General features: G+C 71.6%; 17 protein-coding genes and 3 pseudogenes. 11 read left to right on the top strand and 9 right to left on the bottom strand.

Going from position 1 to position 17,486, the window contains the following annotated elements; all coding sequences use genetic code 11:
* Nucleotides 1-25: 25 nt before the first annotated feature.
* Together ACFY0D_RS00965 and ACFY0D_RS00960 are read left to right on the top strand one after the other, a co-directional pair.
* On the top strand, nucleotides 26-1,510 hold the full coding sequence (locus ACFY0D_RS00965) for a hypothetical protein (RefSeq protein WP_390796327.1): 1,485 nt from the start codon (nucleotides 26-28) through the stop codon (nucleotides 1,508-1,510).
* A 68-nt stretch (nucleotides 1,511-1,578) separates the two neighbouring features.
* Nucleotides 1,579-1,737 (top strand): annotated as a pseudogene (locus ACFY0D_RS00960) (IS5/IS1182 family transposase); the annotation flags it as partial.
* 20 nt (nucleotides 1,738-1,757) lie between these two features.
* Here the strand turns inward: ACFY0D_RS00960 and ACFY0D_RS00955 are convergent.
* Nucleotides 1,758-1,880, bottom strand: a pseudogene (locus ACFY0D_RS00955) (restriction endonuclease fold toxin-2 domain-containing protein); the annotation flags it as partial.
* 14 nt (nucleotides 1,881-1,894) lie between these two features.
* Here ACFY0D_RS00955 and ACFY0D_RS00950 point away from each other — a divergent pair.
* Together ACFY0D_RS00950 and ACFY0D_RS00945 are read left to right on the top strand one after the other, a co-directional pair.
* Nucleotides 1,895-2,365 carry an NUDIX hydrolase gene (locus tag ACFY0D_RS00950; RefSeq protein ID WP_390796326.1) on the top strand — a complete coding sequence of 157 codons (471 nt, stop codon included), beginning with the start codon at nucleotides 1,895-1,897 and terminating at the stop codon, nucleotides 2,363-2,365.
* Between the two features lie 329 nt (nucleotides 2,366-2,694).
* Entirely contained in the window at nucleotides 2,695-2,898 is a 204-nt protein-coding gene (locus ACFY0D_RS00945) for a hypothetical protein (RefSeq protein WP_390796325.1), read from the top strand.
* A 181-nt stretch (nucleotides 2,899-3,079) separates the two neighbouring features.
* Here ACFY0D_RS00945 and ACFY0D_RS00940 read toward each other — a convergent pair whose 3' ends face one another.
* Complete coding sequence (locus ACFY0D_RS00940; RefSeq protein ID WP_390796324.1) at nucleotides 3,080-4,348, bottom strand: ATP-binding protein; 1,269 nt, start codon at nucleotides 4,346-4,348, stop codon at nucleotides 3,080-3,082.
* 416 nt (nucleotides 4,349-4,764) lie between these two features.
* Between ACFY0D_RS00940 and ACFY0D_RS00935 the strand changes: the two genes are divergently transcribed.
* Genes ACFY0D_RS00935 through ACFY0D_RS00925 form a run of 3 tightly spaced genes read left to right on the top strand, consistent with a single transcriptional unit; the run spans nucleotide 4,765 to nucleotide 7,567 of the window.
* Nucleotides 4,765-6,261: a hypothetical protein gene (locus ACFY0D_RS00935; protein WP_390796323.1), complete on the top strand. Its 1,497-nt coding sequence runs from the start codon at nucleotides 4,765-4,767 to the stop codon at nucleotides 6,259-6,261.
* A gap of 12 nt (nucleotides 6,262-6,273) precedes the next feature.
* Nucleotides 6,274-6,639 carry a hypothetical protein gene (locus ACFY0D_RS00930; protein WP_390796567.1) on the top strand — a complete coding sequence of 122 codons (366 nt, stop codon included), beginning with the start codon at nucleotides 6,274-6,276 and terminating at the stop codon, nucleotides 6,637-6,639.
* A complete protein-coding gene (locus tag ACFY0D_RS00925; RefSeq protein ID WP_390796322.1) occupies nucleotides 6,620-7,567 on the top strand; it encodes a CAP domain-containing protein in 948 nt (315 codons plus the stop codon). Before ACFY0D_RS00930 ends, ACFY0D_RS00925 begins: the two co-directional genes overlap by 20 nt.
* 19 nt (nucleotides 7,568-7,586) lie before the next feature.
* Here ACFY0D_RS00925 and ACFY0D_RS00920 read toward each other — a convergent pair whose 3' ends face one another.
* Nucleotides 7,587-8,945, bottom strand: a complete 1,359-nt coding sequence (locus ACFY0D_RS00920; RefSeq protein WP_390796321.1) for a VWA domain-containing protein — start codon at nucleotides 8,943-8,945, stop codon at nucleotides 7,587-7,589.
* Nucleotides 8,946-9,250: 305 nt separating this feature from the next.
* Here ACFY0D_RS00920 and ACFY0D_RS00915 point away from each other — a divergent pair, with 305 nt between their 5' ends.
* On the top strand, nucleotides 9,251-9,715 hold the full coding sequence (locus ACFY0D_RS00915; RefSeq protein WP_390796320.1) for an anthrone oxygenase family protein: 465 nt from the start codon (nucleotides 9,251-9,253) through the stop codon (nucleotides 9,713-9,715).
* A 37-nt stretch (nucleotides 9,716-9,752) separates the two neighbouring features.
* Here the strand turns inward: ACFY0D_RS00915 and ACFY0D_RS00910 are convergent.
* The 4 genes and pseudogenes from ACFY0D_RS00910 to ACFY0D_RS00895 all read right to left on the bottom strand — a co-directional run.
* Nucleotides 9,753-10,085: pseudogene (locus ACFY0D_RS00910) on the bottom strand (TetR family transcriptional regulator C-terminal domain-containing protein); the annotation flags it as partial.
* Between the two features lie 39 nt (nucleotides 10,086-10,124).
* Entirely contained in the window at nucleotides 10,125-10,754 is a 630-nt protein-coding gene (locus tag ACFY0D_RS00905; protein WP_390796319.1) for a glyoxalase, read from the bottom strand.
* A 5-nt stretch (nucleotides 10,755-10,759) separates the two neighbouring features.
* On the bottom strand, nucleotides 10,760-11,206 hold the full coding sequence (locus ACFY0D_RS00900; protein WP_390796318.1) for a helix-turn-helix transcriptional regulator: 447 nt from the start codon (nucleotides 11,204-11,206) through the stop codon (nucleotides 10,760-10,762).
* A 30-nt stretch (nucleotides 11,207-11,236) separates the two neighbouring features.
* Nucleotides 11,237-11,647 (bottom strand): VOC family protein, encoded by a 411-nt coding sequence (locus ACFY0D_RS00895; RefSeq protein WP_390796317.1) that lies wholly within the window; start codon nucleotides 11,645-11,647, stop codon nucleotides 11,237-11,239.
* Nucleotides 11,648-12,088: 441 nt separating this feature from the next.
* Here ACFY0D_RS00895 and ACFY0D_RS00890 point away from each other — a divergent pair, with 441 nt between their 5' ends.
* Complete coding sequence (locus ACFY0D_RS00890; protein ID WP_390796316.1) at nucleotides 12,089-13,924, top strand: galactose oxidase-like domain-containing protein; 1,836 nt, start codon at nucleotides 12,089-12,091, stop codon at nucleotides 13,922-13,924.
* Between the two features lie 122 nt (nucleotides 13,925-14,046).
* Here the strand turns inward: ACFY0D_RS00890 and ACFY0D_RS00885 are convergent, their stop codons facing one another.
* On the bottom strand, nucleotides 14,047-14,517 hold the full coding sequence (locus ACFY0D_RS00885; protein ID WP_390796315.1) for a MarR family winged helix-turn-helix transcriptional regulator: 471 nt from the start codon (nucleotides 14,515-14,517) through the stop codon (nucleotides 14,047-14,049).
* Nucleotides 14,518-14,616: 99 nt separating this feature from the next.
* Between ACFY0D_RS00885 and ACFY0D_RS00880 the strand changes: the two genes are divergently transcribed.
* Together ACFY0D_RS00880 and ACFY0D_RS00875 are read left to right on the top strand one after the other, a co-directional pair.
* Nucleotides 14,617-15,459, top strand: coding sequence for an NAD(P)H-binding protein (locus ACFY0D_RS00880; RefSeq protein WP_390796314.1), 843 nt, complete (start codon nucleotides 14,617-14,619; stop codon nucleotides 15,457-15,459).
* A 59-nt stretch (nucleotides 15,460-15,518) separates the two neighbouring features.
* A complete protein-coding gene (locus tag ACFY0D_RS00875) occupies nucleotides 15,519-15,947 on the top strand; it encodes a MarR family transcriptional regulator (protein ID WP_390796313.1) in 429 nt (142 codons plus the stop codon).
* Here the strand turns inward: ACFY0D_RS00875 and ACFY0D_RS00870 are convergent.
* Complete coding sequence (locus ACFY0D_RS00870) at nucleotides 15,910-17,313, bottom strand: MFS transporter (protein WP_390796566.1); 1,404 nt, start codon at nucleotides 17,311-17,313, stop codon at nucleotides 15,910-15,912. The genes ACFY0D_RS00875 and ACFY0D_RS00870 overlap by 38 nt on opposite strands.
* Nucleotides 17,314-17,486: the final 173 nt, after the last annotated feature.

Genomic DNA, 17,486 nt, shown 5'->3' with positions numbered 1-17,486 from the left:
CGAAGCGGAACGGTTCCAGCAGCGCGTGAGGCTGCTGCCCACCGCGCCCTTCGGCCCCGTACGCGTCAAGGCCGACCCCTACCTCGTCCGCACCGGCACCTACGTCAAGGTGGACCGGGTGGATGAGGAGCAGTTCACGAAGGCCCTGGACGGCATCCTCGGATCCACCGACCCGGAATTCGGCAAACTGATCTCCGCCGTCCTCAGGAACCGCTTGGACGGACTGCTGGGCACCGTCACCGCCGGTACCCACCGGAGGGACTACAGCCTGGTGACCGTCGACGGCGAAAACATCATCCGCCTGGACTCGATGCTGTGGCTGTACAACTTCGACGGCGCCGGCCTGACGGCGGATGTGCGGAACGCCTTCGCCTACGGCGCCGCGCTGTCCAGCGTGCGGATCGACGAGATCGACCACGGCCTGCTACGCCTGATGGTCTCCCACATGGTCAACGAGATCCCGGGCCTCACGCCCGAAGAGAGGAAGGAGAAGGCGAAGGAACTCCACGCCCGACTCGTACGCGACAAGGACGGCCGGGTCGAAAAGCGGAGGAGACTGGCCGCCCTGACCCGTGCCGTCAACGACCGCCTCCACAGCCCCGTCGGCATCTCCGTCGGCCGGGATGGCTTCCTCCACCTGGCCTCCCCGGACACCGGTCTGATCTGGCGGACCGCCCCCGGCTACGAGGTCACCACCGTCGCCGGGGGCGGCACGGACTACCGCGACGGGATCCCGGCCCTTGAAGCGAAGCTGGAGCGCCCCTTCGCCGTCGCCCCCGACCGCACGACCCGCGGATTCGTCATCGCCGACTTCGGCGGCGCGCGCGGCGAGCCCGGTCATGGCGGCCGGGTCTTGCGGGTCTCGGCGGACGGCATCATCCGTACCATCGCCGACGGCACCAGGCTGCCCGGTGCCGACCGGGACCACCCCATCAAGCCCACACACGTGGCCGTGGACCGCGGCGGAACCGTGCACGTGGTAGCCCTCCGCGTCGGCACCGACCCGGCGGAGTTGCGCATCCTGCGCATCCCCCCGTCGGGGCCGGTCTCCGTGATCGGACAGGGCGACCTTGAGACCCGCTGCAGCCCGACCCTGCGCCGCAGCGTCTTCGGCGTGGCCGCCCATGAGCCCGGTCAGGCCCTGTTCAGCTTCTCCGCCTGCGGCACGGTGGACAGGCTGCCCGACGGCGGCACACGGTTGACGACCGTTGCCGGGGGCGGGGACCTCACCGGGGACCTCGTACCGGCCCTCGAAGCCCGGCTGCGCTACCCGTGCGCCCTGGACATCGACGACGACGGCAGCCTCTACATCGCGGACGGGCTCTACGGCCCCAGGCCCGAGGACTTCCGGGTGCGCAAGGTCACCGCGGACGGCCGGATCACCACCGTGGTCCGGGGGCGCGACGCGTACGGCATCGCCGTGGACGGGCCGCGGAAGATCCTCTACACGCTGGAATTCCGCGACGACTGCACCGCTTACTGCCTCAAGGCGTACGTACTGCCCGGGTAACCGGCCCGCCACTCAGGGCTCGATGGTGATGTGGGGCCGGATCCAGCCGCCGATGCCAGCCGATCCGGTCGGCGGCAGGCGGGCATGCAAGGGGGGCGACAGGCTCCGGCGAGCCCGCCGGTCATGCGCTCGGACGTTCACGCGGTGGCCTGAGAACCACGGTCCACCTCGCTGCGGACGGCGGCGCACGGCCTCCGGCCTTCACCGTCACCGCAGGCCAAGCCGGACGGGAGCTGGCGGCCGTCATCACGCGCCGGCAGGAGACGGGGGCGCTGTTGTCGGTGGCAACTGCGACTCCACGCATGTCCGTGTTGCGAGGGTCTCGAAGAGCCGCCGCGTACCTGGTCAACTCCTCACGATCCTTGATGTAGAGGAAGTCCTCCTATGCTCCTGTACATGAGTACGGCTTCCCCGCAGGCCAAGCCAACGCCACTGCACTCCGTGTCCGTCGCCGGGGCGGTCCTGCGTGAAGACGGCCGGCTCCTCGCGATCCGCCGAGCGGACGACGGGACTTGGGAACTGCCGGGCGGAGTGCTCGAACTCACCGAGTCCCCGGAGGCCGGCGTCCGCCGCGAGGTTCTGGAGGAGACCGGGATCGAGGTCCAGGTCCAGGAGCTCACCGGGGTCTACAAGAACACGAGCCGCGGAATCGTCGCCCTGGTCTTCCGCTGCAAGCCGTCCGGCGGCACCGAGCGCACCTCGGAGGAGTCGACCGCGGTTGCCTGGCTCACCCCGGAAGAGGTGTCCGCGCAGATGTCCGAGGTCGTCTCGATCCGACTCCTGGACGCCCTGGACGACGCGGGCCCGCACGTCCGGAGCCACGACGGCCGTCGGCTCACCACGAGCTCACGCTGAGGGAGGACGGGCCATGACGGCGATTCCTCTACTTCGGGCTCGACGACTCTCCTGAGGTCCGGGGCGGCGAACGCGGGCAGGCTCCCATCCCGCCTGCCGTCCACCCCGGCAAGCCGAGCAGACACGGATCCTGGCGTCCAGGTCGTTCGTACGGGCGACGGCAGACGGGATGGGACCGGGGCTGTGGTGGGTAAAAGTCGGCTGCCGCACCGGGGAGGGGCGTCATCCGTGTGCCTCGCTTCGCGGGCGACATGATGCAGACCGCCGCGGTGCGTGTCAGCGTGATCGGAGAGGAATCCGTACCCCACGCATCAAGAGGAGTCACCGTCATGGACGGTAAGCAGGACAAGCGCCAGGAGGAGCAGGGCAAGGGGCGCGAAGCGCAGGAACACCATCGCCCCGGAGATCCCGCGCGGCCCCAGCCCGGCAAGTCGTCCCGCGAGAAGGGGCAGAAGGCCGGTCAGAAGGAGACCTCGCGCCACCGCGAGGACGACCTGCTGCGTGAGGAGGACCTGCACGGCGAGGGGCTCTGACCGGCGCACTACTCGCCCGCCCGGCCGCTGAGGATCCGGGGAGACGTCCCCGTCGGAGGGCCGCGGCTCGTACCGGACGTACTCGCGCGGTCCGACAACCTGGGGGTCCCCCCGGACGGAGTCTGGGGGATGAGGTGCCGTACCGGGCGTCATGATCCGGCGAACCTTTCCGGTCACAGCACTAGATGCGGGCGAACTTCTCGGTCTGCCGGGCGAACTCCTGCGCCATGGCCGCGCTGACCGTGGGCCTGGTGTCGCCGATCGTGCGCAGGTAGTCCTCGGTGGTGGGGCGGGCCCGGGATCCGGTGTCGAAGGTGCGCTCGAACTGGACCTGGGAGACGGTACGCGCCACATGGGCGATGTCGGCAGGGGTGAACCCTTCGCTGGCGGTCGCCAGCACCGCGCTGTCGGCCTCGGCGCCCGCTCGGGCCAGGTAGCTCTCCCACAGCGCGGTCCTCGCGCGGTCGTCGGGCGGGCCGATCGGCAGCACGTAGTCGAAACGGCCGTGTCGCAGGAACGCCGAGTCGAGCGTGGTCACGTCGTTCGTGGCGCAGACGAGCAGCCGCCCTTCCTGGCCCCGGAACCGGACGATCGCCTTGAGCAGTTCGTTGACGACGCCGACCGCGGTCGCGTCGGCGCCGCTCCGGGTCCCCGCGATCTCCTCGACCTCGTCGATGAAGACCAGGACGTGATCGAGCCGGGCGATCTCGTCGAAGGGCCGGTTCAGCCCGCTGGCCAGCCCGTATTCGGCTGCCAGCCGGGCGGGGAACAGTTCGAGCAACGGCCATCCCAGGCGGCTGGCGATCGCGTGCGCGAACGTGCTCTTCCCCGTCCCGGGCGGCCCGAACAGCATCACGGCCCGCGGCAGCTCCACGCCGTGCTGGGCGGCCATTTCGGGATGGGCCAGTGGCAGGACCAGACGCCGCTCGATGAGCTCCTTCTCCCGCTGCATGCCCGCGACCTTCTGCCACAGCCCCCCGGGCGGCAGCTCCGCTCCCAGCGACGCGAGCATGCTGACCGCCTGAGGGGTCACGCGTCCGCGCTTCTCGAAGAAGACCAGGCCCGGACGGGCGCCGAAGCCGCAGTTGTGCAGGGCGGTGGCACCGGTCTCGCCGTCGGGCAGGACCGCGTGCACCGTTCGGACGCCACTGGTGAACAGCCGGTGCTCCAGGGCCGTGATCAGGTCGCTGCCCAGCCCCTGGCGCCGCCAGGCAGGCGCCATGCTGATGCGCAGGATCCACGCCCGGTCACCGTCCACCCTGCTCACCGCGGCGCCGACCACCTCCTCGTCCGCGGTGGCCACCACCGCCGGGTCGAGGGCCTGGAGGGCCGCGACGGCGTCCGAGAGCGGAAAGAGAGGTGACTCTCCGGCCGTGCCGCTCTCCGCGTCGACTCGGATCACCGCTTCGAGATCGTCCTGGTTGTAGTCCCTGACATGCCAACCCGTCATGGTCAGCTCCGTGTGTTCGCCTGTACTCCCATCATCGGCCGAGGTGTGCGGGACGCGCACGCCGGGCGAACGGTGCCGCACTCGCGCGGTTCGCCACCGGCCGTGTCCGGCACCCTCCGGGCCATTCGATGGCCTGAGTCGGTCCCCACCTCTCCAGGGCCATGCCTTCTGTCGCGGAATCAGGACCACCTGTTTGTGTCCACTCGAACGGTTGATCACGGTGTGCGCAGAGCCCGCCGGAAATGGGGTCGCCGAGCAACTGCCTTCGGTCCGGCTGTTGTTCATGGCCGCGGGGCAGTGGCACGAGCCGGCCGTCTCGAAGCGCGGGGCGCACTCCGTACGGCCTGCGCCGCTCTCTCACCACCCGGATGCCCATGCCGGCTGCGGCCCTCCCGCGGCACGCCGATCCTGAGGGCATGACGTCCAGCGGACCGCAGGTCATCGTGCACGCGCCCGACGACCGGGGGCTGCGCGAGGTCAGCGTCGCAGGGAAGAGCGTGGGTCGGGCGTGGTCGCCACAGGACCTCCGCCGGGTGCTGCGGCGGGCAGGGGTGCCCGCGGACATCGACCTCGGCCATCCCGGACAGGTCCGATGGCGTGCCGACCCGGACCTGTGGCCGGACCGTCCCTGGTGGAGGCGCGGCCAAGCCTGTCTCATGGTGATCGGGCTCCTGGTGTCCGCCGCCGTGCTCTTCCGGGTAGGGCTGACGGACACCCTCAGGGCACTCACCTTCGGCGGGCGGGTCATGGGTGTGGTGTTCCTGCTCGGCGCGCTGGTGGAGACGGTCGCGGCAGCGGCGGTCCTCGACCACTGGGGCAAGCGGGCCACCCGGTATGCGGGGCAGTGCGTCCTGCTGGGGGTCGTCATCGTGGCCGTCACCAGTCTGATGTTCCTGATCCTGCAGTGGGAGGGGGGCTACCGCGCAGGATTGTTCCGGCTATGGGTCTCCCTGGTGGCATGGGCCGGCTGGGCCTTGTGGGTAGTGAGCCGGCACAAGGTCTGGCGAGGGGTGCCGCACCCGAAGAGTTTCGCGACCGGAGTCGCCCTGTCGGCTCTCATCGGGTCCGCGAGCGTGGCGTACTCCGCCATGTACACCCCGTACGTCGCCCCGCCCAAGGTCCCCTTCATGGTCTCCTTCGGGAAACCGACCCTGAACGCCGCCCGCACCAGCCTGCACGTACCGGCCCACCTCACGTTCCGCAACGAGGGATCCATCAGCATCTTCGTCGTCGGAACGCAGTGGTCGGCGACGATCTGGCCCAGCACCTTCCGGGAGAAGGGCACCGGACTGACGCGGTGGCGGGACGAACTGGGCGACGGCTGGGACACCCACCGCCACGAGGACTTCAACGCCCCGGTCCGCCTGCTGGCGGCAGGACAGATCACCTCTGCGGGCAGCCGCCTCGACCCCGGTGACGACTTCTCGAAGCACGCCGTCATCGAGGTGCCGCTGAAGGACGCCGGTCAGGGGCGCGTCGAGCTGGCCGCCGCGGTCTCCTTCATCCGGGCCGACCGCTGCAAGCTCGCCAACAGCTACCCGCAGTCGATCGAGTACTCGTGGGACGTGGACTCCGCCGACCGGAAGCACGTCTGGGACGCCCCACCGTGGCTCGCGAACCCGGGCGACGACTTCTTTCGCTACCGGTCGAGGATCCACCGCAGCAGCGCGATCATGAACATGACCCAGGCTCCCGAGTGGGCGGCCATGTGGTGGGTGATCCCGAAATGGCGCGAGGGCAAGCTCTTCGCGCCCGGAGAAACCGTCCCGTACATGCAGGTCCACATCGCCCGCGACCCGAACAGCCGGGAAGTACTCAGCGAGGACGAGCAGGAACCGTACGGAATGAAGACCAGGTCGACGTCGGTCGATCAGCCGGTCGCCCTGCTCCGCCAGGCCGCCGAGAAGCCGTAGGTACGGCGCCTCCTGCTCCCGTCCCGCCCTCCTACGGCCGGGGAACCGGGGTGCGGGGATCGTCGATGTCGACCGCGATCTCGAACCCGCGTACGCGTCGCCCCCGCGGCCTGCCCCGGCAGGCAGGAGGTGGCCGGGCTGCTCGTACGCCCCGACGGAATCGTCGCCTGGGCGGGGGAAGCGGAGACCGGGGACGGGCTCTCGCCGGGGCACTGGCGCGGTGGTTCGGCCGGGACGGCGGATGAGAACCCGGCGCGGGCCCGGCCGCACCTTCTTGTGAGAAAGGTGTTATCGCCGCGCGGCTCACGGGTCTCCTTCAGTGTCAGGCCAGGTGGGCCGTCACCTTCGAGGAGATGCGATGCGGTATCACGACGATGAGTTCACGTACGGCGCGGACGCGGCCGCGGACGTGGCCGGTGCCGGTGCCGGGTCGGACCGGCGCGGCCGGGCGCGCGCCGCGCGCGGAGCGGGCGGCGGTCACCGCAGGAGCCGCCGCCGGACTCCCCTGATGGCGGCGGCCGCCGTGGTCCTCCTGGCCGGCGTCGGGAGTGCCTACGCCCTCATATCCGACGAGGCTCCGGAACGCACCGCCGCGACCGGATCCCCCTCGGCGCTCGCCGGGCGGCCGGACACGGTGGACGGCCTGCCGGCCACCACCGCGTCTCCGGCCGCCGGCGCCGGCCCGTCGGCGACCGAGGGGACGGCGAGCCCGAGCGCCGCGGCGTCCTCCCCCTCATCGGCATCCGCATCCGCGCCCGCGCCAGCGCCGCAGGCGAAGGACGGGGAGCAGCGCACCGGAGCGCCGACCACGGAACGCGCTGCCAAGGCCGCCGCGCCCCCGACCCGCGGTACCTCGGGGAGCGGTCCGACGGGGCCGGACCCCAAGGTGCCCGGCCCTCGCACCTCGACGCAGGACGTCGCAACGGCCCAGTCACTGTCCCTGCAACTGCTCAACAACGAACGAGCCGCCGTCGGCCGGCCTCCGCTCGCGCTCAAGCAGGACCTCAGCGACTTCGCCCGCAAGTGGGCCGAACACATGAAGAACAACGGCTTCGCCCACTCCTCGTCGGCGGACCGCGCCTACCTGAAGACGGGCTCGCGCACGTGGACCGGCGAGAACATCGTCTGGTACAGCGATGCCTCGATGACCGCCCAGGAAGCCGCCGAGAAGTTCCAGTCGATGTGGCGCCACAGCTCCGGGCACTACAAGGCGCAGGTCAACCCGGACTTCACCGAGGTCGGCGTGGGCCTCTACCACGACTCCTCGGGCTGGTGGGGCGTGCACAACTTCTCCGACGGCAAGTGACGCGGCTCCTCCGGTGGCCCTACCGGATGACCCCGGCCGCCCGGGCGGCCCTGAGCCAGTCCGGGAACTCCTTCATGAGGTGGTCGTAGAGGTCCGCGTCCGAGCGCGCGGCCGGCTGCCGGCCGGCCGCGAAGAAGCCGGCGTTGTCGACCGTCCGCCGGTCGAGGGTGTCCAGGCTGCGCAGGAAACGGAGGTCCCGGCTCGGCCCGAAGCCGACGAACTGCCAGAAGACCGGCAACGCGCTGGCACGGCGCAGCAGTTCTCTGGTCGCCTTGCGGTCGAAGGGCTCTCCGTCGGTCTGGAAGATCACGAAGGCCGGATCGCGGGATCCGGTGGACTGGTAGTGATCGATGACGGCCTGCATCGCCGGGGTGTAGCACGTGCCGCCCCAGTCCAACGGTGCGTGGAGACGGTCGATCCGGCCCCGGTAGTTCTCCAGGTTGAGGTCCGCGACCAGGTCGACGCCGTTGGAGAAGAACATGAGCGGCACCGTGCCGTCGTCGTCGAGGTTGACCGACAGCCCGAGTACCTGTTCGGCGAGGTGCTGCATGGTGCCGTCGCGGTAGAACCTGCTCATGCTCCCGGAGTGGTCCATCACCAGGTAGACGGCGGCGCGTTGACCGATGACGCCGCTCTTGGCCAGTGAGACCTGAGCGGCCTTGTAGAGGCTGACCAGCCCGGGCGCCGCCCGCTGGACCTTCTCCAGGCTCATGGCCGCCGCCGGGACCGGAGCCGGAGGCGGGGCCGTGGGCGCGACCGGGACCGGGGCCGGGGCCGTGGGCGCGACCGGGACCGGGGCCGGGACCGTGGGCGCGACCGGGACCGGGGCCGGGGCCGTGGGCGCGACCGGGACCGGGGCGGCCGCCGGGGCCCGGCCCTCATCGTCGACCACGATGCCGAAGGCCGTCGCCAGACCCGCCAGGCCCGTGTCCCAGCCCTGGCCGACCGCCCGTACCTTCCACGCCCCGTCCCGCCGGTAGATCGCCACCAGGACGGCGGCCGTCTCCCGGTGCGTGAACGGCGGCGGGTCGAAGCCGATCCGCACTCCCCCGCACTCGATCACCGCCTGCGGGGTGTCGGCGGCGGTGAAGTGAGCGGTCGGCAGCTCCGGGTCGATGGCCGCCACGATCGCGATCCGGTCCACCGCGGCAGGTACCGCCGACAGGTCCGCGACGATGGTCCGGCCGCTGAGGACCACGCCGTCCTGCGCCGGATGGTTGTAGAAGACCAGGTCGTCGTCGCCGCGCACCGTGCCGTCCTTCGCCAGGAGCACGGCGCAGACGTCGGACGCGGCTGCGGGCGCGGTGGCGGTCACGGTGACCGCGCAACGCCCGGTGGGGAGCGGCGCGTTACCGCCTTTGGGGAGCATGAGTGACATGGGCGGATTCCTTCCGGCGGGCCACTCGGATGACCTCAGCGGACACGTGCGCGGCCCAGTCTTGCCGAGGCGGAACCGATCCCGTGGCCGAACCCCTGAAGCGGTGCAGGGGGCCCGCCCGGCCCGCCCCTGATAACCGGTGCTTCTCGTCGCGAGAAGGACTTTCTCTTGGACTTGACGCGAAACAGCCCGGACCCTTGGGCACAGGCGTGCAGGCGCCGGCGCCCCTCGCAGTCGTCGGCGGAAATCCCCCGCCCGCCCGCGCACCCACCCCCGCAAGCACCGACGCACAGGAGCCGACGAACATGCGCACACGCCTTCTGCTGGGCCTGGCCCTCCTCTCCACCGGACTCCTCGCCGGCGCGTTCGGCTACGGGGCGGCCAACCTCGTACCCACCTTCAACGCGGTACCGCTCGACATACGGCTGTCGTTCCACACCGAACTGATGAAGATGAACGGCATCACCATGCAGGCGGCGATGGGCGTGTCGATCGTCAGCTCGCTGACCCTCGCCGCCGTGACGCGCGGCCGTACGCGGCTGCTCGCGGGCGGGGCCGGCCTGCTGGCCCTCACGTCCCTCCTGGTCACCCGGTTCGGCAACGTCCCGATCAACAGCCGGATCAAGGAGTGGGCGCACACCTCGGCCCCGGCCGATCACACGGAGATCCTGGGGCACTGGGAGATGTTCAACGACATCCGCACGGCCGCCGCCGTGGTCGCGTTCGCACTCCTGATCTTCTCCGCCCTGCGAACGCCCGCCCGCGACTGACGACGCCGCACCCGGGCCCGCGCGCCCCCGCCCTGCCCTACGCGCCGGCCGGCGCCGCCGCGGCATCGGACCGCGCCGCGCGGACGATGGCCGCCGCGGCCCGGGACGCGGCCAGTACCGGACCGGTGCTCCGCGCGGCACGGCCGAGCATGAACCCGCCCTCCAGCAGGGCGATCACCGAGCTCGCGGTCTCGTGCGCGGCGGGCTCGGCGATGCCGCCGGCGCGGTAGAAGGCGGCGAGGCCGTCCGTCCAGCTCGCGATGACCTCGGCGGTGGCCAGGCGCAGCGGTTCATGGGTACCGGCCACCTCCAGCGCGACGGTGGCGATGGGGCACGGGTCGGTGAAGCCGAGCCCGTGCAGGGTCTGCGCCGCGGCCGTGAACGCGAGTTCCTCTCCCGCGCAGCTCGATCAGGCCGTGGGGGCCGGGGCCGCGACCGCGGCCTCCCACGCGAAGCCGTCGGGGTCGGTGAAGGGCCCGCCGGCACCGCCGATCACGATCCGGTGGGAGCCGGAGCCGTCGATCGGGACACCGACGTCCTTGGCCAGGGCGCGGCGCCCGTACAGCGCCACCTTGAAGGGGCTCGACGGGGTGGCGAACTCGACGTACTTGCTGCCGAAGCTCTTGGCCACGGCGAGGCCGCGGCCGACGTAGAACTGCTTGGTCGCGGACACATCGGCGGCCCCCAGCAGGAGCACGACGTCGTCGATCCGCCCGGTGGCCGGGCCGCTGTCCCGCTTCGCCGACGTCGCGAGCTTCCAGATCGTCCCGTCCGGCGCCTGTACGACCGCGCCGTAGCCCCAGAACGACTTCGAGGCGGGCTTCAGCACGGTGGCACCGGCTTCGAGGGCGGCGCCGGCCAGGGCGTCCACGTCGGCCGGCCGGGGGACGGTGAGCGAGAGCACGAACCCGCGGAAGCCGGTCGTCGGTGCTTCCGAGGCCCGCAGGCGGACCTGCATGCCCGGAGCGAAGGCGGTGTAGAAGTGGTGGGCGGCCGTGGTGTCGGCCACCTCAAGGGTGAGGGTTTCGATGGAGGCCATGCACATCACGCTAGGTGTGGGGCCGGGGCGGACGCTTCTCGAATCCTGACCGGTTCGGCCGCTGCGGCCGCTGCGGCCGGTCCTCGGGCGGCGCGCGGGTAGGCGTCGGGCGCCATGCCGACGAGCTCGGTGAAGCGGGTGCTGAAGATGCCCGGCGTCGGGCAGCCGACGGCGCGGCTGACCTCGGCGACACCGAGGTCGCCACCCCGCAGCAGGGCCGTCGCGCGGTGGATGCGGCGCGCCGTCAGGTAGGCGTACGGGGACGCGCCGTACGCGAGCCGGAACTGGCGGCCGAGGTGCCCGGCCGCCATGTCCGCGGCGCGGGCGAGCTCCTCGACGTCGAGCGGACGCGCGTACTCCCGGTCGATCCGGTCCCGGACGCGGCGCAGCCGCGCCAGGTCCTTCAGTTGCGAAGCCTCGATCAGTGCCTGTCTCCACGCGGGACGACACATGGAGGACCCCCCTTTCGTCGGTGTACGGGCTCAGCGGAGTTCTTGGATGCGGATCAGGTTGCCCGCCGGGTCGCGGAAGGCGCAGTCGCGGACGCCGTACGGCTGGTCGGTCGGCTCCTGGACGACCTCGGCGCCGCCGGCCTGGATCTTCTCGAAGGTGCTGTCGAGGTTCTTGGTGGCGAGGAGGATCCAGCCGTAGGTGCCCTTCGCCATCATCTCGGCGATGGTGCGGCGCTCCGCCTCGGTGACACCGGGGTCGACGGCCGGCGGCGCGAGGAGGATCGACGTGCCGGGCCGGTCGGCGGGGCCGACCGTGATCCAGCGCATCTTGCCCTGGCCCACATCGCTGCGGACCTCGAAGCCGAGGACGTCGCGGTAGAAGGCCACGGCGGCGTCCGGGTCGTCCTGCGGCAGGGTGCTCATGTGAATGCTGATGTCCATGTCCGTCACGGTAACTGCGCCTGGGCCAAGGGCGCTTCTCGAATCCTGACCGATTCGGGCCCTCCTCCAGCCCTCCTCCAGCCCTCCTCCGGGCCCCTCCTCCGGGCCCCGGTCGTGACTCCCTGCCTGGCGGGAATCGTCCGGGCCGGGGCCGCGGGGAACCCCGCCCGCGCAGGGGGGCGGCGATCCTGCCCGCAGGGGGCCGACACGGTGTCCGTGATCACCACGGGTTGCGGCCGGGCGGGGGACCGGGGGGCGGGCCCCGGGCCGCCGTCGGCGCAGCTCAGGGCCGTGCCTTCACCCGGGCGGCCCGAAGCCCCGGCGATCTTCCCGGTGTGCGGTACCCGACGCGTCGGCATAGGTCTGTGTTCGTAGGCGTCGTAGGCGCCCTGTGCCCCCGCACGGGCACCCACCGCTCCAGCACCCCTGGTGAGGAGTCACATGTCACGCATCAAGCGTCGATCCACCCCCCGAGCCGCCCGCCGAGCTGCCCGCAGGGCCGCGGTCTCCGTCCTCGCGGCCACCGCCGCCCTCGTCACCGCCGTACCGGCATCCGCGCACGACGGTTCGGCCCGCCCCGAGGAGAAAGCGGCCCTCGGCGCCGAACACGCCCAGGAGCATACGAAGGTCCGCGAGCAGATCCTCAAGCTGGGCGGGTACTCCCAGCTCGCCCGGATCGACAGCCTGAACTCACTGACCCGGTCCCAGGCGGACGTGAACGCGCGCTTCCACCCCAAGGCGTTCGGGCAGTTCGCCGAGTACTTCCAGTCCCCGGACTTCGCCGCCCACATCGCCATGCTCCCGACCGGCAAGGTGCTGCTCTTCTCCTTCGAGCGCATGGAGACCGACCCGACCGAGGAGCCCGCACCGACCAACACCCTCGGCAAGGCCAACGCCGGCCGCGCCTTCCTGTGGGACCCGCGCCGCGGCACCGGAGCGGCCGCCTTCAAGAAGGTCACCCCGCCCGAGCTGGTCGTGCCGGATGGCACGGGCGAGAAGCGCCCGGCGCCCTTCTTCTGCGCCGGGCACGCCTTCCTGCCCAACGGCATGGTCGGCGTCTTCGGCGGCAACCTCGGCTACGGCGGTGGCGCCGGCGCCAAGCTGTCGCTGGTCTTCGACCCGTGGTCCGAGAGCTGGTCCGTGAACAAGGACATGGAGGTCGGCCGCTGGTACCCCTCCGTGGCCACCGCCCCCGACGGCCGCCTGTTGATCATGTCCGGCCACACCGACCAGGGCTGGGGCACCTCCACCTCCGTCATCGAACGCTTCCCCGCCAAGAGCCACCCCGTCCCCTTCGAGAAGACCGTGATCCCGAAGGACGTCCCGACGGACACCCTGCGCGTGGACGCGCCCTTCGGTACCGACAGCGACTACCCGCACCTGTTCACCCTGCGCGACGGCAAGGTGTACGGCCTGGGCCGGCACGCCACCAAGCAGTGGGCCTTCGACCCGGTCGCGGAGACCCGTACGGACCTGCCCGCGCGCCCCGACGGCGTGCACCGCGGCTACGGCTCCGCCGTGGCACTGCCCGCCGGACTGCGCGGCCCGGACTCCGTACTGGTCCTCGGCGGCGACCGGGACGACCCCAACACCTACCGGCTCACGAGCGGCGGCGCCTGGGAGAAGCAGCAGCCCCGCGCCTTCGGCCGGACGCAGGACGACACGTTGCTGCTCCCCGACGCGAGCCTGCTGACCGTCAACGGCGCCTACGGCATCCGGGACTACGGCAACGGCGACTACAACCCCAAGTCCGACCTGAAGTACCGGCAGATCGAGACCCGCAACGCGCTGGGCGAGTGGAAGCTGGGACCGGCGCAGCGGCTGCCGCGCGGCTACCACTCCAACGCCGTCGTGCTCCCGGACGGCCGGATCATGGTCACCGGTGACGAGCTGCAGCAGCTCGCCAACGACCCGAAGATCGACGACGACATGAACGGCAGCATCGAGATCTTCGAGCCGGCCTACCTCCACCAGGGCAGCCGCCCGGCCCTCGACCGCGCCCCCGACGGACCGCTGCGGTACAACACCGCCTTCAACGTGGGGACCTCCACGCCCGACCAGGTCAAGAAGGCCGTCCTGCTGGCCCCGACCACGGCGACGCACTCGCTCAACACCAGCCAGCGCCATGTGGAACTGGGCATCGTCAAGCGCCAGGGGAACAGCCTGCGCCTGCAGGCGCCGCCCTCGGCCAACGACGTCCCGCCCGGCTACTACATGCTCTTCCTGCTGGACGAGAACGGGGTGCCGAGCGCGGCCAAGTGGGTCTCCTTCAGGTAGCCCGTCAGGTAGCCCGTCAGATAACCCGCAGGGCCTCCCGCCCCACGACACAGCCCCACGCCACAGCCCCAGGCGATGCGCCTGGGGCTGTGGCGTCGCCGCCCGCGGGCGGCCGGCGGTCGTCAGCGCTGACGCAGCGCGTTCTGGGAGTCGACGTACTTCAGCATGAGGCGGGCGAAGTCGAGGCGGTCGCGCTCGCTCCAGTCGGCCGTCACGTACTCGAAGGCCGCGCGCTGGTGCCGCCGGAAGCGGTCCATCATGTCCCGGCCCTCGGGGCTGAGGTGCAGGATCGTGCGGCGGCCGTCCTGCTGGGAGGCGGCGCGCACGAGGTAGCCGGCGGAGATGCCGTCGGACACCATGCGGCTGGCCACCGACGGGTCGACGCCCAGGTGCTCGGCCACGCCGCCGACGGTGATCTCGCGGCCGTCGCCCTGTTCGGCCTCCAGGACGATGTTCAGCACCAGGGTGCGGCCGAGGTCCTTCTGGGAGATCGGATTCTCGACCTCCAGGAGCGAGGAGCGCCGCAGTTTCCCGAACGCCGGGCCCACGGCGTCCAGCAGTTCCTCGTCGGTCGCCGGCTCGTGCTTCGTCATGTCCCTCATCGTACATATGTGAGCTCACGCAGACATGTGTTGACGCGAAAACGTGTGCATGCAAGCATGCATATGTCATCACGAACGAATGGAGCTCCCGTGCCCATCCTCATCACCGGCGCGCGCGGCAAGGTCGGCCGGGCCGTCGTCGACCGCCTGCACTCCGCCGCTCTCCCCGTCCGGGCCGCCAGTGCCCGCCCCGCCGAACTGACCGTCCCGGCCGGCGTCGAGACCGCCGAGCTCGCCCTGGACCGGCCCGAGACCTTCGCCGCCGCGCTCCGCGGGGTGCGCCAGGTCTTCCTCTACCCGCAGCCCGCCGGCATCCACGACCTGATCAAGGCCGCCGAGGCCGCCGGGGTCGAGCACGTCGTCCTGCTGTCCTCGTCCTCGGTGCTCGCCCCGGACGCCGGGACCGACCCGCTCGCGAGCCACAGCCTGAGGGTCGAGCGCGCCCTCGCCGACTCCGGTCTGACCTGCACGTTCCTGCGCCCCGACGCCTTCGCCAGCAACTCGCTGGGCTGGGCCTGGCCCGTCGGCCGGTCCCTGCCGGTCCAACTCGCCTACCCGGACGCACAGATCGCGCCCATCCACCCCGAGGACATCGCCGACATCGCCGCCCTGGCCCTGACCGGGGACTCCCTCACCGGCCGCGCGCTCACCCTGACCGGCTCCGAGTCGCTCTCCTTCCGCGAGCAGCTCGCCGTCCTCTCGGAAACCCTCGGCCGCGCGATCCCGGTCGAGCACATCACCCGCGCCGAGGCGGAGGAGCAGATGGGCCGGCACATGCCCGCCCCGATGGTGTCCTCGCTGCTCGACCTGTGGGAGGCCGCCGGCCACGGTCCCGCCGCCATCGGCGAGACCACCGAGTCCCTGCTCGGCGTACCCGCACGCACCTACCGGCAGTGGGCCCGCGAGAACGCGGACGCCTTCACCGGCCACTGACCCACCGGCTCGCAGGCCCGCAGGCCTCCCGGCCCACCGGCCTCCCGAAGGAGCAGGACATGAAGCCCATCGGCTACTGGCTCAACCGCACGGACCAGGCCCTCACCGCATCCATGGACGCCCTGCTGGCCGGCTTCGGCCTCACCCGGCTCGGCTGGCAGGTCCTGGGCGTCGTCAAGGACGCTCCACGGGCCACCGACACCGCCGTCCTGACCGCCCTGGCCGCGAACGCCGACGCCGCGGCGCTGACTTCGGCCGTCGCATCGGTGCTGGGTGGCGGCTGGGTGACCCGCCCGCAGCCCGACCACCTCGCCCTGACCGACGGCGGCCGCGCCCGCCTCTCCGAGGTCGCCCGTCGCGTGGACGCCTTCCGCGAGCTGGCGGCGACGGGGATCACCCGCGAGGAGTACGTCACCGCCGTCACCGTCCTGGAGCGCATGACCCGCAACCTCACCGAGCCGCGAGGCGGGTCTCCGGCTCGGCCGTGACCGGCCGCGGGGAGTCCTTCGGGCCGCGCAGGACGGTGACGGCGACGCCCAGGGCGACCAGGATCAGGGCGGCGCCGACCGCGAAGGCCAGGTGGTAGCCACCGGTCAGCGCCTCGGGGACGGGAGCACCCGCCGCGGCGAGGGACTCGGTACGGGAGGCGGCCAGGGTGGACAGGACCGCGATGCCCAGCGCCATGCCGATCTGCTGGGTGGTGTTGAAGAGCCCGGAAGCCAGCCCCGCGTCTGCCTCCTTCGCACCGGACATGCCCAGCGAGGTCAGCGCGGGGAGGGCGAGGCCGAAGCCGGCGGCCAGGAGCATCACCGGGAGCAGGTCGGTGAGGTAGTCCGCCCGGTCGGCCTGACCGGGTACGCGCGTCAGCAGGCCGAGTACGCCGACCAGGAGGATCAGACCGGCCAGCAGGACCTTGCGCTCGCCGAAGCGGGAGTTCAGGCGGGCCGAGACGGTGAGCGAGACCAGCCCGATCACGGCGGCGGCCGGCAGCATCGCCAGACCGGTCTCGGACGCGGAGTACCCGAGCACGTTCTGCATGTAGAGCGCGACGAGGATCTGGAAGGAGAACAGCGCGGCGACCATCAGCATCTGGACCAGGTTGGCGCCGAGGACGCTGCGCGAGCGGAAGACGCGCAGCGGCATGAGCGGGTTGCGCGCCGTGGCCTGGCGGACGAGGAAGCCGGCGAGCAGGGCGAGCGCGAGGGCACCGAATCCGAGGGTGTGGGCCGAAGCCGCCCCGTACGTCTCGATCTTGACGACCGTGTAGATCCCGAGCATCAGACCCGAGGTGACGAGCAGCGCGCCGAGGGTGTCCGCGCCCGCCTTCAGACCCAGGCCCCGGTCGCCCGGCAGGGCCGGGAGGGCGACGAGGAGCACCGCGATGCCGATGGGCAGGTTGATGAAGAAGATCCAGTTCCAGGTCAGCGCGTCGGTGAGGACACCGCCGAGGACCTGCCCGATCGAGGCACCGGCCGCGCCGGTGAAGCTGAACACCCCGATGGCACCGGCCCGTTCGCGCGGCTGCGTGAAGAGCGTGACGAGGATGCCGAGGCTGACGGCGGAGGCCATCGCGCTGCCTGCGCCCTGCAGGAACCGGGCGGCGATCAGGACCCCGGGCGAGGTGGCGAGTCCGGCCAGCAGCGAGGCGGCGGTGAACACCGCGGTGCCCGCGAGGAACATCCGCTTGCGGCCGATCAGGTCTCCGAGGCGGCCGGCGAGCAGGAGCAGCGAACCGAAGGCGATGAGATAGGCGTTGACGACCCAGCTCAGCCCGACCGGGGTGAAGCCGAGGTCGCTCTGGATGGCCGGCATCGCGACCGTGACGATGCTGCCGTCGAGGATCGTCATCAGCATTCCGGTGGCCAGGACGCCCAGGGCGAGCCGGCGGGAGCGCGAGAGGGAAGCGGTGGGGGCGGGGGAAGCGGAGGGGGCGGTAGCGGTGGCGGGCACGGCGGTCTCTCCTGTTCGTTGGAGGCAACAGGAAAGACCGTAACAGATAGTTTTGTTGCAGACTATCTTTTACGGAT

Origin of the sequence: Streptomyces sp. NPDC001502 (genome assembly GCF_042894785.1) — a bacterium.
GTDB classification, from domain to species: domain Bacteria; phylum Actinomycetota; class Actinomycetes; order Streptomycetales; family Streptomycetaceae; genus Streptomyces; species Streptomyces kutzneri.
Note: the sequence above shows the minus strand (reverse complement) of the source record. Positions and strands in the feature narration are given on the sequence as shown.